The organism is Neobacillus sp. PS3-34 (assembly GCF_030915465.1).
In the GTDB taxonomy this organism is placed as follows: Bacteria; Bacillota; Bacilli; order Bacillales; family Cytobacillaceae; genus Neobacillus_A.
In genome coordinates, this window is record NZ_CP133267.1 from 3,868,248 (window position 1) to 3,881,902 (window position 13,655).

Here is a 13,655-nt window from a genome sequence, read left to right on the forward strand (position 1 = left end):
GACAAATGGTGAACCTTTAAATAATTATTAAGTTTATTCACATGAAAAGCATGGTAAATTGACAGTCCATTTTGTAAAATATCTGCATGAGGGGGAATATTGATGGATAAAAACGTTAAGATTTTAGTAGTTGATGATGAAGAGAGAATCCGCCGCTTATTAAAAATGTACCTAGAGCGAGAAGAGTACACCATTGACGAAGCAGAAGATGGAAACGAAGCTCTTGTTAAAGCATTAGCAAATGACTATGATGTTATTCTTCTGGACCTCATGATGCCTGGAAAAGACGGGATTGAAGTTTGCCGTGAACTTAGGGAGAAAAAAGCTACCCCTGTCATTATGCTGACTGCAAAAGGTGAAGAAATTAACCGTGTCCAAGGCTTTGAAGTAGGGACAGATGATTATATTGTAAAACCATTCAGCCCACGTGAAGTGGTTCTTCGAGTGAAAGCACTTTTACGTAGATCCTCACAAACAAGTTATTTACAAACGGATACAACAACGAAGGATGTCATTGTGTTTCCGCATTTAACGATTGATAACGATGCTCACAGGGTAACTGCAGATGGCAAAGAGGTCAGTTTAACTCCCAAAGAGTATGAACTTCTATATTTCTTAGCAAAATCACCGGATAAAGTATTTGATCGTGAAGCACTTCTGAAAGAAGTGTGGCATTATGAATTTTTTGGTGACCTCCGTACAGTTGATACCCATGTTAAAAGGCTTCGAGAAAAGCTAAATAAGGTTTCAGAAGAAGCAGCAAGAATGATCGTAACAGTTTGGGGTGTGGGGTACAAGTTCGAGGTTGTGAATGAATGATTTTTTTAAGAAGTGTTGTAGGTAAACTATGGTTTACCATTCTTTTGCTCGTTTCATTTATACTGTTTATTTTAACGGTATTGTTGCTTGAGTTTTTTGAAAGTCACAATATAGATGTTACCAAGAAAGCACTCACTGAGACCGCAGAGAAAATTGCGAATGTTTTGGAGCAGCATAAAAATGATCCAATTGGTCTGGAAATTTCTTGGGAAGTTATTGATGATGTGACTAAGGTAGTAATCATTAAAAATGATCATGAAATTTATTACTCTCCCAATACTGAAAAGGCCAAGAAGCTGACGCTTGCCGATATTAAGAGGGATCCGGAGTTATCCAAGGTGTTTAATGGGAAGAAACAAGTTGAGAAGGTTTCTTCCCTATCTCTTGATAAGGGTAAAAATAGCGGTGCTGTTTACTCCATAATCGGTGTTCCACTTCATCAGGCGGGTGGAAAAAATGGTGCCGTTTTTATTTATCAATCTCTAGAGGTCATTAAAGAAACAACCAGTTCAACGACCAAGTTTATTATCCTTGTCGCCGGAGTAGCGATTGTATTAACAACCATTTTCGCCTTCTTTTTATCTACAAGAATTACCGCACCCCTAAGAAAAATGAGGGAAGCTGCTTTTGAGGTTGCAAGAGGAAAATTCGATACGAAGGTCCCTATTCTAACTCGTGATGAAATTGGCGAACTGGCGACAGCCTTTAATCAGATGGGCAGACAGCTGAAATTTAACATAAATGCCCTCAGCCAGGAGAAAGAACAGTTAGCGAGCATATTAAGCAGCATGGCGGACGGTGTTATTACGTTTAACAGGGATGGTACAATCCTGATTACCAATCCGCCTGCGGATCGTTTTCTCCAGCATTGGTATTACGATAAAGACAGCAATATAACAAATAATGAAGCAGTACCTTCGCAGGTGATGGCACTTTTCCAACAAGCGGTAGACACGGAGAAGGAACAAATCGGTGAAATTTCTCTTCAGGGGCGGTATTGGGTCATAATTGTCAGTCCGCTTTACAGCAATACGTTTATTCGTGGAGCAGTTGCAGTTGTCAGAGATATGACTGAAGAACGGCAGCTGGATAAGTTAAGAAAAGACTTTATTGCAAATGTTTCTCACGAGCTGCGAACACCGATTTCAATGCTGCAAGGATATAGTGAAGCGATTATAGATGATATTGCCGGTACAGATGAAGAGAAAAAAGAAATGGCAAGAGTTATTTATGATGAATCATTAAGAATGGGCCGCCTTGTAAATGAACTTTTGGATTTGGCGCGTATGGAAGCCGGGCATATTCAGCTGACTATTGATGAAGTGAACATTTCCACCTATATCACTAGGATCATCCGTAAGTTCCAAGGACTCGCAAAGGACAATGACATTAACCTGACGACAAACATAAGCAGTGAGGATCTCCGTTTTTCCTTCGATCCCGACAGAATTGAACAAGTTCTAACGAATCTGATTGATAATGCCATCCGACATACCCCAAAAAATGGAGAAGTATCTGTCTCGGTCCATCCAGAGGAAAAAGGGATCGGTGTGGAAGTAAAGGATTCTGGCTTAGGAATACCTGTCGAAGACCTGCCATTTGTTTTTGAAAGATTCTATAAGGCTGACAAGGCACGCACAAGAGGAAAAGCAGGTGGCACAGGTGCATTGCAATTGCTAAAAACATTATAGATGCGCATCGAGGCCATATATCTGTTCAGAGCAAAGAGGACCAGGGAACGACATTTTCCTTCTTTTTACCTCGAAAATAAGAAAAATAACAGGCTTTATGCCGATTGTTCTTGATTCACGGGAAACATTCCGAAATATATGCCTGCTTGATAAGGACCCATCTCTTAAAAAGATGGGTCTTTTTACGCTCTGTTTTTACCAAATAATCCCTTCCTTTTTTTGTATAAACAGTCTATATTTAGAGATGTAACTTTTTATAAATAGAATACGACTAATTTAATGAACGGGGAGGGAAATCGATGGACTCCGTTTTCGATGAACTTTATCAAAAATATCATCATGACGTTTTCCAGTTTCTTTTTTATATGGTCAGGAATAAGGAACAAGCAGAGGATCTCGTCCAGGAAGTTTATATACGTGTTTTGAAATCATACGGAAAGTTTGAGGGGAAAAGCAGCGAAAAGACCTGGCTGTTTTCAATTGCGAGGAATGTTGCGATTGATTTTTACCGGAAGCAAAAAGGCTGGAAGCAAAGGATATTGGAAAAGTTTGATTGGACAACACAGCAAGTTAAAGATGAATTGCCTTTACCACAGGAAATAGCCCTGCAAAGGGAGGAAATCCGATGGATGTACCAATCATTAGATCACTGCACAGTTGATCAAAGAGCAGTAATTATTTTAAGGTATCTTCAGGAGCTATCAATCGCGGAAACAGCTGAGACTCTGGGGTGGACAGAAAGCAAGGTAAAAACAACCCAGCACCGTGCGTTGAATGTACTTAGAAACAAAATGGAAGATTTAGTAGGAAAGGAGGGTGTGAAAAGTGAAAAAGTCAGAGTGGAGCGATAAGCAGCTCGAAGATTTACTAAGGCAGATGCCGAACATACATGATAATCGCAATCCGCATGACATTTATCAGAGCCTTTCCATAAAAAACAGAAAACGAAAACATAGAAGCTGGCTAATGCCAGGCTTGGCTGCGGCAGCAGCACTGCTGCTGATGTTTATTCTTTCACCAGGTTTATTAAACTTTGAGAATCATAAAGAAAATAAGGAACTGGCAGATACCTCATCGAAAAAAATGGCAGATTCAATTGAAAATAAATCGTCGGAAAATATAGTCCTAAAAAAGTCTGTAGGGAATCAGGATAAAGCCATGTTAGCTAGGGATACTTCCAAGCCTGCTAAATTGGACGAATCTGAAGGAACGACCGCCCTGTATGAAGAAGAGGCCGCAAAGGGAAAGGTTCTAACCTATTGGATTCCTGACGCCCAAGCCGTGGTATTAGTGCCAGTTTCTATCGTAGTAAAGCAGGATCAAAGTAAAAGCTGGCTGGATATGTATAATGAGCATATGGCGGAGCTTAAGGAAAGCCAGTGGGGGTTAAGTGACTATTATCCTTTAAATGCAAGCTTGAAGCTTGACGAAAACGGGAATGCAGTAATTGTTGATGTACCGGCAAATCATCAATATGGACAGGGCAGTACAAATGAAACTTCATTTGACGATATTATTCAGAATACTGTCAGATCGAATAGTAACATTAGGAATATAAGATATACAACTGAAAACAAACAAGGGATTGAATTTGGCAACCGTGGGTTAATATCGGATGAAGCCGTTCAGGATAGAAATGGTTCAGCTTATTTATTTCTTGTTCCTGATGGGAAAAATGTACCTTTTTTAGTCCCAACAGCTAATTCATATCCAGACATAAAAGCTGCATTTCTTGCCATGCAGCAGGACCTGCCAGGGTTAAAAGCATCGGTTTCTCCGGATCTCCATATAGAAACTTCATCTTTTGAAGATAAAACACTTTATATTTCCTTGGGTGCTGATTCCAAATTGGAGAATAATCCTGAGTCTTTGTATTCCTTTGAAGCAATTATGCTCACAGCGAAGGAATTTGGAGCAGCAAAGGTGAAGCTGGTAAATGCTCCGATACAAAATTTGGGTCCATTTGATTTGAATACTGAAATCAAAGTACCAGTTGGAGCAAATTACCGCCCATCACATTAAACCTGTTTAAATCGGAGAGGCAGATTATATCGGCCTCTTCTTTTAGAAAAAAATGCAATTCGACAATTGGTTCGAAATAAATTTTAAAAAAGATAAGAAGTTATTTGAATAAAATAAACAAAAACCTCCAAAATATAACAGTATCCTTTTAAGCTCTTTTAGCTGTATGTTCTATTCGGATTTAAGCATTCATATGGTGAGTAACAGAGGATAGTGTATAAGGAGGAAAAGAATGCGAGATTACATAGTACGTTTTTTAATCGCCGGAATTATGGCGCTTCTTGTCAGTTTATTATTTATCACAGGAAGTCACTCACAGGCTAGTATGCTGGAAGTGCAGGCTGACAATTTGCATTGGAGATGGCCGGCAGATGGAGTGATAACGGATAAATTTGGAACAAGGCAGGGAAAACATAAAGGAATTGATATAGCAGGAGAAGTAAATGAAGAAGTATTTTCAGTTGATGATGGTTTTGTAGAAAAATCTTATTTTTCGAGCTCATACGGGAATGTGGTTTTTATTAAACATGGGAATACCTATGTTACAGTATACGCCCATTTAAATAAGCGTTTAGTGGAAGAAGGTCAAAGGGTTAAACGCGGAGACCTAATTGGAAGAATGGGGAGCACAGGACAATCGACAGGAGTCCATCTTCATTTTGAGGTTCATCAAACAGAATGGACTTTTGATAAAAAATATGCAATGAACCCAGAAGAAGTGCTGGGTACAGCGCATCTAGGGGAAGTGGTCCAGGCAGGAACGGTTAATTCAGGGGCAAATGCCATGGAAGCCGTTTCCCGACTGGAAGAAAAGGATAAAGAAATGGAACAAGCTATGCCAGTTGTTGATCATAGCCAGGAAAAAACTCAATACGTTGTAGTTAACGGAGATACCTTGTGGTCCATCGCAGAAAAAAACAATTTGGCGGTCGAAGAGCTGAAAAATCTAAATGATTTACAAACAGACCTAATATTTCCATCACAGGTATTAGTACTCGGGTCGAAAAAATAACAAACATGAAATCCCCAGGCTGGAATAGTCTGAGGATTTTTGTATAGTTATTGCCCAGTTTAAATAAATGTCTTCTTCTTCACAAACTGATTACTTTCCAGTATAATAATTTAGTACAATAAAAAATATTAGGTCTATCTTCGGGGCTGGGTGAAATTCCCGACCGGCGGTAATGAGATTTTTTCTCTGAGCCCGCGAGCCTTTTGGGGCAGGATTTGGTGCGATTCCAAAGCCGACAGTAAAGTCTGGATGGGAGAAGATGGAGGTTCTGCGTGCGTTCAAAATCATTGTATTTGAACGTTTATTAAGCGTGCCTTTGTAAATTCTCCCTCAAGTGATATACTTGGGGGTTTTTATTTGCAAAGGAACCAGATGCTTTAGCTGAACCTTTCTTCTAAGTGGATGGATCACAAAAGGAGAGAGGAAAATGAAAAAAATGAACGTCAAGGCTTTTGTCTCTATTGGAATGCTGAGCAGTATAGCATATATTCTTATGTTGTTGAATTTCCCGCTGCCGCCATTTCCTAATTATCTAATGATTGATTTTAGTGACATTCCTGCCTTAATTGGGGCTCTTATATTTGGCCCTGTAGCTGGAATTCTAGTCGAACTTTTCAAGAATCTGCTCGATTATTTTATGACTGGCAGTGCAACAGGTGTGCCAGTAGGCCATATTGCTAATTTTGCTGCAGGAATTTTGTTTATACTGCCAACGTATTATTTGCATAAAAAATTAAAAACAAGAAAGGGCATGTCGCTTTCTCTTGTTATTGGAACTCTATTAATGGCAATTTCAATGAGTGTCCTAAACTATTTTATCATTTTACCTGCATACACCTTTTTCTTGCACGCTCCAGCGATGTCTGCCCATGAAGCAAGGAAGTTAGTGGTTGCGGCAATCCTTCCATTTAATTTAGTTAAAGGCCTGTTGATGTCGGCAATTTTTATGCTGCTGTTTGTAAAGATGCAAACATGGATAGAAAAACAAACCGCTATTAACGAAATTTAGGTCCATATTATAGAACAAAGCAGCAGGAAGCTTTCCTGCTGCTTTTTTGAAATCAGAACAAAAGGCGCAAGCGCCCTGGTCAGCCCCGACAGGCATAAGACGAATCACGCAGGAAATCTTGATTTCTGGAGTGATTTGGCTTATGACCCCGAGGGGATGGGCGCTGGAGCTAGATTAATAAAACTTGGTAGAAGGTATCCGCATCATTTAATTTTATAGGTTCCTAAACGAAAAAAAAACCCCCAGGGACTGGGGAGTAACTTAACTATATGATCATGAACAATTATTATTCGAATTTAGTTGCATTGCCGTCAAATGGCTCATCAGCAACCTTAATTGAATCAGTTGGGCATCCTTCGAATGCATCCATCATGTCATCAACTAAAACATCAGGAATTTCTACAATACCTTCGTTGTCGTCAAGTGTTACGAAAGCAATGCCTTCATCATCGTAATCATAAATGTCCGGTGCAGCTGCTCCACATGCACCACAAGCGATGCAAGTTTCTTTGTCAACAATAGTGTACTTTGCCATGAAAATAACCTCCCAATAAAATAAACGATATTTAACCTGTTTCCATTAATTAATGGAAACGTATTCCTCATTCCTATTGTAAAACTGAATGGTCAACTTTTCAATAGAAAATGTTATGAGAATGCTTATCACAATAGGATTCCTCTTGCACTTTTCAACATTTTTCAACAATTAAAAACATACTGCTGTACTGTTTCATGTTAAAATATAGGGAAGTATAGTTAACCTGAAATTATTTTTATAAAAAAATATTGTTCTGAAATAACATAAACCTGACACAGCCATTTTTTAAAAAAGGTGTTGGAGTCCATGGCTTTTATAGAAAAATTAATCCTTTATTGTATTCACCAGCTAAATGGTGAAAGAACAATCTATTCAATCTATCACCTATTAAAAGGAAAGAAATCTTCTCAAACGATACAAGATGCACACTTATTCTCTCTGGCTAAATATTTCGGTGTTTTTGGACATTTATCCAGAACGTTCCTGGAGGAATTCGTTGAGGCTGCTCTTCAAAGGAACTGGATTAAATCATGCTCAGGAGATAAGCAGCATTATATTCTTACTGATCAAGGGAAAACAGTTCTTGAAAATCAGCTTCAGATAAATCCTCTTCCGTTATATGTGGATGGATGGAGAAAAATCCAAAAAACTCAATTGGTTTGGGAAAGGCTGTCCTTACTCGTTCAGGTTGTATCTAACCTTGTTTTTAAGGAAAACAGGTATATTCCCATCCAGAAAAATAAAGATGCCCACCGTTGGCTGAAGGGTTTTCTGCAACAGTTCAGCAAGAAAAGGGAGGAGCTTGGCAAGATATTATTTGAAGAACTTACATTTTGTCTCGGACTGACAGGAGACCTTGCCCCCGCAGTTTTGATTTATAGATTGACTGGGAACAAATGTATTGGATTGACTTCCCAGCAGGCCGCAGAGGAATTGAAGATGGAAATCTCCGAATATGAAATCCAGTTTTTAAACTGTCTTCATTACCTGATTGAGAAAATTGAGGGAAATCATGATCAATATTTACTGCTTTCAAATTTGCTTTTCCAAACTGAACAAGAATATACACTTACCCAGTCAGCCCAAAGAACATTTGAAATGATTCAGAAGGGGTACTCTCTTGAGAGGATTGCTGGCTGGAGGAAATTAAAGAAGAGTACGATAGAGGATCACGTTGTAGAAATTGCCTTAAATGCTGTTAACTTTTCAATAGATCCCTATGTGGAAAAAGATTTACAAGAGGAAATACTACAATGTGCCAAAGATATTTCATCCCGCCAATTAAAAACGATACGGGAGAAAGTTGAAAAAGCAAATTACTTTGAAATTAGGCTCGTCCTTGCAAAGCTTGGTGACAGAAAATGAACTTAGAAAAATTGTTATATAAATATTTTGGATACCAAGATTTCAAACCAGGCCAAAAAGAAGTAATTACTTCGGTATTGGATGGTAAACACACACTGGCAATGCTTCCTACTGGTACAGGGAAATCTCTATGCTATCAGCTTCCAGGCTATGTATTGGATGGTACGGTAGTGATCATCTCGCCTTTATTATCCTTGATGCAGGACCAAGTAGAGCAGCTCATGAAATTAGGCGAGAAACGCGTAGCAGCCATTAATTCCTTTTTAACTCAAACGGAAAAACAAGTGGTAATGAATAACTTGGCCAAATATAAGTATATCTTTATGTCTCCAGAAATGGGCAATTCCGATACCATGATAAAAAAGCTGAAAGAGATTTCGATTTCTCTATTTGTTATAGATGAAGCGCATTGTATCTCACAATGGGGCTATGATTTTAGGCCGGATTATTTAAAACTTGGTGACCTTCGTAAAAAACTAGGAAATCCTGTCACCCTTGCCTTGACAGCTACGGCCACCATGCAAGTCCGTGAAGATATTATAGAAAATTTGGGATTAAAAGATATCACCAGGATTGAATCGACTGTCGACAGACCCAATATTGCATTTCTCTTAGAAAAATGTAACGACTATTCAGAGAAGTATAATCGATTAATTGAATTGGCAAAACAGCTGGAACCCCCCGGCATCATTTACTTTTCAAGTAAAAAAGCAGCCGAACAAACAGCACTTCTGCTCAAGGAACGCGGAATAGGAAGAGTCATGGCTTATCATGGCGGCATGGAGCAGGAACAGAGAATTTTGGTACAGCAGCAATTTATTAATGGACAACTGGATATTATTTGTGCCACTAGTGCTTTTGGAATGGGTGTGAATAAGGAGGATATCCGATTTATCATTCATTTTCATATGCCCTTGCAGCTTGAATCCTATCTTCAAGAAGTCGGCAGGGCTGGGAGGGATGGAAATCCAAGTGTGGCTATCCTCCTTTTTGCGCCTGGTGATGAACAGCTTCCCTTCCAGCTGGCAGAGAGTGAACTTCCTTCTGAAGCTCAAATAGACTGGATCTTTTCTTGGATGAAGGGAAATGAAGGAATAGTCAATGAGATCCCAAATGATTTGAAAAATATTGGCGGTTTTTCCGATGTGCAATGGAGACTAATTGAAGATTTTCTCTCCATTTCGAAAACACAACCCGAACGTGACAACCAGGAAATATTAAAAGCCTTTGTCAGAGAACGGTTAGATGTGAAAAAAGCTAATATTAATGAAGTGAGAAAATGGATTGCTTCTTCCGAATGCAGAAGGGACTATATCTTAAGCTACTTTGATGAGCAGGCACGACGGAATTCGATGCCGTGCTGTGATATTTGCGGAATAACCTTAACCACATATGAAGCTAGGGGAGTTCAAAAAGCAATTGGAATCATTCGGAATGATTGGCGAAGCTATTTAGAGAAAATCTTAATAGATAAGTGAGCTGGAAAATGAAAAATAGGTACAATGAACTGATTAAAGAGCTAACTGATCGAGAATTGCTTTTTCATCTTTATGCTACTCAAATTTTACTATTAACTATATCGTTCATTTTAGGTATTATATTGTATGATCATTTTTCTTTTATAAATAATATCAAATGGCAAGATCCTTCAGTGATATGGGCTGGGGCTGGCAGTGGTGTCGCAGTTGTTATGGTTGATATTATTTTGATGAAATTGCTTCCCCCGCCTATTACGATGATGGCGGGCTGAATGAAAAGCTTTTTAGGAAAAGAAGTTTTCTGCATATTGCTTTTCTGACTGCCCTTGTAGCATTTAGTGAAGAACTTCTTTTTCGCGGGGTGATTCAAACAAAAACAGGTCTTATAATGGCCAGCCTGATTTTTGCTATTATACACTACCGATATTTATTCAATTGGTTTTTATTTATTAATATTGTGTCGCTTAGCTTCTTTATTGGATTTATATATGATTGGACTGGCAATTTGGCAGTCACGATTATCATGCACTTTATTATTGATTTTCTTCTGGGTGTTTATATTAAAGTTAAGCCCCACAAGAAAAAAGAACAGGAAGGGTTGCAAAATGAGTAAAGAAGATCCTTATCGTGACCAGGCAGAACGGCTAAGGCAAAGAATAGAAAAAATTAATGATCCCAGTTCAAAGAAGGAAAAATTGCCTCCGAGAAGCGACTTACATCGTAATAAAAAGAAAAAAACAAAGTGGAAGCTGAAATATCCTGTAATACGACTGTTGGTACTGTTTTTTATTCTTCTTCCCGTCACTATATTCAGCGTCTATACCTATCTACAAGATAAAGGCAGCTTTAAGCAAATTTCCGGAGATTCACAGGGGTATGAAATGGTTAATTTAGAAAAAAGTGATACAGTTGAAAACGATAAAAAGAAAAAAGCGACGTCTTCTGTTAACCAGACGGACGCCGTTGTTTCTTCAAATGACGATAAAAAACAATCAGTTACACTTGTTACGGAAACGGCTCCAAAATTGTACGGACAAAAAGATACTGATAAAAATGCTGCTCCATCAAAAAAACAAGAAGGCAGCACATCCCAGGTCTCGTCTTCTCCCGGGTCAAAAATGGTTTATCATACAGTTCAGCCACAGGAAACATTATTCCGTATTGCTATGAAATATTATCAATCACAGGCGGGAATTGAACGGATTAAGCAAGCAAATCATATTCAAGGCAACGAAATAGAAACAGGACAAGTATTAAAAATACCGATGAAAAATTAAACCGGCCCTGCGCCGGTTTTTTCATACATATTTTTTAGGACAAGTTCATAAAAATGTATGAGAAGTGGAGGTGATAGGATGGGATCTTCAATTCTTATGCTGGATGATCGGACAGATCAGGCGACAAAACAAATGCTGGAAAATGTAATAAAGAGAAAGAATAAGTTTGACCTCTATAAACGAAGACACCTTATAGCCGTTTGGGCTACCATTGGCATTGCTTCGTTTTATTTTATCTATTTGTACCAAACAATAGCTGCAGTCTATTCTTATTCATTTGCTGCCATGTTTTCTGCGTTTGTCAACGACTCACGTAACTTTTATTATCTTGTATTTTGCGTTGGTGTCTATGGACTTATGAATTTATTGAGGGAAAAAGAGAAAAAGCAGAAAAGGAATATCATGCCCTTAGATGTGAAATTGTCGATAGGAGCAAAGATTTATGGAAAAAAGAAGACGAATGGAAGAATCGTCATCTCGTATTTGATTTCATGAAAGAAAAGTATGATATTAATTTATTCCATGAAAACAAATAGAAAGCAGCCAGTGAGCTGCTTCCTTGATTTAAAAGAATATTTTACGATCTCTTTCTTCTTTTAAAATTTCTACCGCTTCTCTAAAACGCTGTGAATGAATGATTTCTCTTTCCCTGAGGAAACGGAGTCCATCATTCAAATCTGGATCATCACTGAGATTAATAATCCATTGATAGGTGGCCCTTGCTTTTTCCTCGGCGGCAATATCTTCATATAAATCGGCAATAGGATCGCCTTTTGCCTGGATGTATGTGGCTGTAAACGGGATCCCGGCAGCATTGTGGTAAAATAACGCACTGTCATTGTTTGCGTAATGTTCTCCTAATCCTGCTTCTTTTAATTGATCAGGAGTCGCATCCTTCGTTAATTTATATACCATGGTCGCAATCATTTCCAAATGTGCAAATTCCTCTGTTCCAATATCTGTGAGAAGCCCGATTACTTTGTCAGGAATAGTGTAACGCTGATTTAAGTATCGTAAAGCGGCGGCCAGTTCTCCATCTGCTCCGCCGTATTGCTCAATTAAGTATTTAGCCAATCTGGGATTGCACGAGCTGACCCTAACCGGATATTGCAGTTTCTTTTCATAAACCCACATATGTGTTCAGTCCCTCCCTCATTTCTACACTTGCCAAGGCCATGGAGAATCAGACCAGTTCCACGGATAGGCGGAATAGCTGTTTCCGTACTGCATCAAAGGTCCAAACTGGCTTTCGAACAATTTCTTTATCCGTTTTCTTTCCTTGGCATAATGATTAAATTGATTGATTGCCTCGGCATCGTCAGGATGAGTGTCTAAATAGAGAGTCAGCTCCACCAGTACAAAATCTACTGCCTGAAGCTGTTCTAGAACCTGATAGTACTCAGCAGGAACCTGTGTCATGAAGTTGGCCCTCCTTTAACCTGTTCATAGGGGCTGTAATAAGGGTCATAAAACGCTTTCCATAATGTACCTGCCTTTAAGGCTTCAATCAGTGAAAATTGTTCAAGATTTGCAGGCTGAAATCCCATATATAAATGAGGCGGGGTAGAGAATGTTTTCGCTTCTATAGGCTTACAGGGGTCAAATGGACTGAAGTAAGGAAAATAGGTTTTATGGTGGGTATTCATCTTTGCCCTCCTTTTTGTCAATATCAGTTCATTTTATGAAGAAACTTCTCTTTTATGATATAAATCTTTAATAGGAAAAAGGGATTTCTTGAAATTTGTTGAAATATATTAATTAGGCAAGATTTTTCCCTTGAGGTGATTAAAATGTTTGTTAAAAGTATTATGATTCCTAAATTTAAATGTGTCACAATTCAACAGGATGAGAATCTGAAAAGTGCCCTTGAAACACTGGAAGCAAATCATATTGACGGACTGCCGGTTTTAAATGGAGAAAAGTATGCAGGTGTAGTTACCCGCTACCGGATTTACCAAAACTTCTTTAATTCAGGGGTGGAAAAAGAAGAATATCTAACTCAGACATTAGTTAAAGATATAGCTGCATACCAGGATAAATACCTTGAGGGCAGTGAAATCTTTGAGAAAACTCTAATGGAATTGAAGGATTTCCCGCTGCTGGCTGTTGTTGACAGCCAAAATAAATTCCTTGGTATAGTCACTAGATTCGACGTAATGGAACAATTCCAAAGTGCGTTTGGAGTGAATCGCCCAGGAATACGAATCGCCTTTACCTCGGTAGAAACAGAAGGAAGAATTGCTAGACTTGCTGAAATTGCACACCATTTCCATGAACATATCATTTCACTTGTCACCTTTGATGAAACAGATAAACTTGTTCGAAGAATAGTTTTAAAAGTGGAAAAGAAAGATAATGTTGAAAAATTCATTAAAAAGTTAGAAGAACACGGCTTCCGTATTTTGGACATTAACGAAGACTAAGTTTCGGATGACAAATAAAAC

Annotated in this window: 13 protein-coding genes, 3 pseudogenes and 1 riboswitch; of the genes and pseudogenes, 12 read left to right on the forward strand and 4 right to left on the reverse strand. The window is 38.5% G+C overall.

Features of this window, described 5'->3' with window-relative positions:
* Positions 1-102 precede the first annotated feature (102 nt).
* The 6 genes and pseudogenes from RCG23_RS20180 to RCG23_RS20205 all read left to right on the forward strand — a co-directional run bounded on the left by RCG23_RS20180 (position 103) and on the right by RCG23_RS20205 (position 6,553).
* A complete protein-coding gene (locus RCG23_RS20180) occupies positions 103-819 on the forward strand; it encodes a response regulator transcription factor (protein ID WP_308177108.1) in 717 nt (238 codons plus the stop codon).
* A pseudogene (locus tag RCG23_RS20185) lies at positions 816-2,590 on the forward strand (ATP-binding protein). Before RCG23_RS20180 ends, RCG23_RS20185 begins: the two are co-directional and overlap by 4 nt.
* A gap of 219 nt (positions 2,591-2,809) precedes the next feature.
* Positions 2,810-3,361 (forward strand): RNA polymerase sigma factor SigX, encoded by a 552-nt coding sequence (gene sigX, locus RCG23_RS20190; protein ID WP_308177109.1) that lies wholly within the window; start codon positions 2,810-2,812, stop codon positions 3,359-3,361.
* Positions 3,336-4,532 (forward strand): negative regulator of sigma-X activity, encoded by a 1,197-nt coding sequence (locus tag RCG23_RS20195; RefSeq protein WP_308177110.1) that lies wholly within the window; start codon positions 3,336-3,338, stop codon positions 4,530-4,532. Before sigX ends, RCG23_RS20195 begins: the two co-directional genes overlap by 26 nt.
* 232 nt (positions 4,533-4,764) lie before the next feature.
* Positions 4,765-5,544: a peptidoglycan DD-metalloendopeptidase family protein gene (locus RCG23_RS20200; RefSeq protein ID WP_308177111.1), complete on the forward strand. Its 780-nt coding sequence runs from the start codon at positions 4,765-4,767 to the stop codon at positions 5,542-5,544.
* Between the two features lie 132 nt (positions 5,545-5,676).
* Positions 5,677-5,809: riboswitch (FMN riboswitch) on the forward strand.
* 162 nt (positions 5,810-5,971) lie between these two features.
* On the forward strand, positions 5,972-6,553 hold the full coding sequence (locus RCG23_RS20205; RefSeq protein ID WP_308177112.1) for an ECF transporter S component: 582 nt from the start codon (positions 5,972-5,974) through the stop codon (positions 6,551-6,553).
* Positions 6,554-6,839: 286 nt separating this feature from the next.
* Here the strand turns inward: RCG23_RS20205 and RCG23_RS20210 are convergent, their stop codons facing one another.
* The gene (locus tag RCG23_RS20210) at positions 6,840-7,088 is read right to left on the reverse strand and encodes a ferredoxin (protein ID WP_308177113.1); all 249 of its coding nucleotides are present in this window, start codon (positions 7,086-7,088) and stop codon (positions 6,840-6,842) included.
* A gap of 309 nt (positions 7,089-7,397) precedes the next feature.
* On the opposite strand from RCG23_RS20210, the gene RCG23_RS20215 reads away from it, so the two are divergent.
* The 5 genes and pseudogenes from RCG23_RS20215 to RCG23_RS20240 all read left to right on the forward strand — a co-directional run bounded on the left by RCG23_RS20215 (position 7,398) and on the right by RCG23_RS20240 (position 11,747).
* Positions 7,398-8,456, forward strand: a complete 1,059-nt coding sequence (locus tag RCG23_RS20215; RefSeq protein ID WP_308177114.1) for a YpbB family protein — start codon at positions 7,398-7,400, stop codon at positions 8,454-8,456.
* Positions 8,453-9,934, forward strand: coding sequence for a RecQ family ATP-dependent DNA helicase (locus tag RCG23_RS20220; protein ID WP_308177115.1), 1,482 nt, complete (start codon positions 8,453-8,455; stop codon positions 9,932-9,934). The genes RCG23_RS20215 and RCG23_RS20220 overlap by 4 nt, the downstream gene beginning before the upstream one ends.
* 8 nt (positions 9,935-9,942) lie before the next feature.
* A pseudogene (locus RCG23_RS26065) lies at positions 9,943-10,547 on the forward strand (lysostaphin resistance A-like protein).
* The gene (locus RCG23_RS20235; protein ID WP_308177117.1) at positions 10,540-11,211 is read left to right on the forward strand and encodes a LysM peptidoglycan-binding domain-containing protein; all 672 of its coding nucleotides are present in this window, start codon (positions 10,540-10,542) and stop codon (positions 11,209-11,211) included. Before RCG23_RS26065 ends, RCG23_RS20235 begins: the two are co-directional and overlap by 8 nt.
* Positions 11,212-11,268: 57 nt before the next feature.
* A pseudogene (locus tag RCG23_RS20240) lies at positions 11,269-11,747 on the forward strand (YpbF family protein).
* A 28-nt stretch (positions 11,748-11,775) separates the two neighbouring features.
* Here RCG23_RS20240 and RCG23_RS20245 read toward each other — a convergent pair.
* The 3 genes from RCG23_RS20245 to RCG23_RS20255 are packed head-to-tail and all read right to left on the reverse strand — an operon-like array spanning position 11,776 to position 12,857.
* A complete protein-coding gene (locus RCG23_RS20245) occupies positions 11,776-12,345 on the reverse strand; it encodes a manganese catalase family protein (RefSeq protein WP_308177119.1) in 570 nt (189 codons plus the stop codon).
* A 24-nt stretch (positions 12,346-12,369) separates the two neighbouring features.
* Positions 12,370-12,630, reverse strand: coding sequence for a spore coat protein CotJB (locus tag RCG23_RS20250; RefSeq protein ID WP_308177120.1), 261 nt, complete (start codon positions 12,628-12,630; stop codon positions 12,370-12,372).
* Positions 12,627-12,857: a spore coat associated protein CotJA gene (locus tag RCG23_RS20255; RefSeq protein ID WP_308177121.1), complete on the reverse strand. Its 231-nt coding sequence runs from the start codon at positions 12,855-12,857 to the stop codon at positions 12,627-12,629. The genes RCG23_RS20250 and RCG23_RS20255 overlap by 4 nt, the downstream gene beginning before the upstream one ends.
* A gap of 144 nt (positions 12,858-13,001) precedes the next feature.
* On the opposite strand from RCG23_RS20255, the gene RCG23_RS20260 reads away from it, so the two are divergent.
* Positions 13,002-13,634, forward strand: coding sequence for a CBS domain-containing protein (locus tag RCG23_RS20260; protein ID WP_308177122.1), 633 nt, complete (start codon positions 13,002-13,004; stop codon positions 13,632-13,634).
* The last annotated feature ends 21 nt before the right edge of the window (positions 13,635-13,655 follow it).

Bases quoted from the DNA above. Each gene is read 5' to 3' on its own strand.
- RCG23_RS20200 (WP_308177111.1), top strand. From the start codon at position 4,765: ATGCGAGATTACATAGTACGTTTTTTAATCGCCGGAATTATGGCGCTT.
- RCG23_RS20210 (WP_308177113.1), bottom strand. From the start codon at position 7,088: ATGGCAAAGTACACTATTGTTGACAAAGAAACTTGCATCGCTTGTGGT.
- RCG23_RS20255 (WP_308177121.1), bottom strand. From the start codon at position 12,857: ATGAATACCCACCATAAAACCTATTTTCCTTACTTCAGTCCATTTGAC.
- RCG23_RS20245 (WP_308177119.1), bottom strand. From the start codon at position 12,345: ATGTGGGTTTATGAAAAGAAACTGCAATATCCGGTTAGGGTCAGCTCG.
- RCG23_RS20215 (WP_308177114.1), top strand. From the start codon at position 7,398: ATGGCTTTTATAGAAAAATTAATCCTTTATTGTATTCACCAGCTAAAT.
- sigX (WP_308177109.1), top strand. From the start codon at position 2,810: ATGGACTCCGTTTTCGATGAACTTTATCAAAAATATCATCATGACGTT.
- RCG23_RS20260 (WP_308177122.1), top strand. From the start codon at position 13,002: ATGTTTGTTAAAAGTATTATGATTCCTAAATTTAAATGTGTCACAATT.
- RCG23_RS20180 (WP_308177108.1), top strand. From the start codon at position 103: ATGGATAAAAACGTTAAGATTTTAGTAGTTGATGATGAAGAGAGAATC.
- RCG23_RS20250 (WP_308177120.1), bottom strand. From the start codon at position 12,630: ATGACACAGGTTCCTGCTGAGTACTATCAGGTTCTAGAACAGCTTCAG.
- RCG23_RS20205 (WP_308177112.1), top strand. From the start codon at position 5,972: ATGAAAAAAATGAACGTCAAGGCTTTTGTCTCTATTGGAATGCTGAGC.
- RCG23_RS20235 (WP_308177117.1), top strand. From the start codon at position 10,540: ATGAGTAAAGAAGATCCTTATCGTGACCAGGCAGAACGGCTAAGGCAA.
- RCG23_RS20220 (WP_308177115.1), top strand. From the start codon at position 8,453: ATGAACTTAGAAAAATTGTTATATAAATATTTTGGATACCAAGATTTC.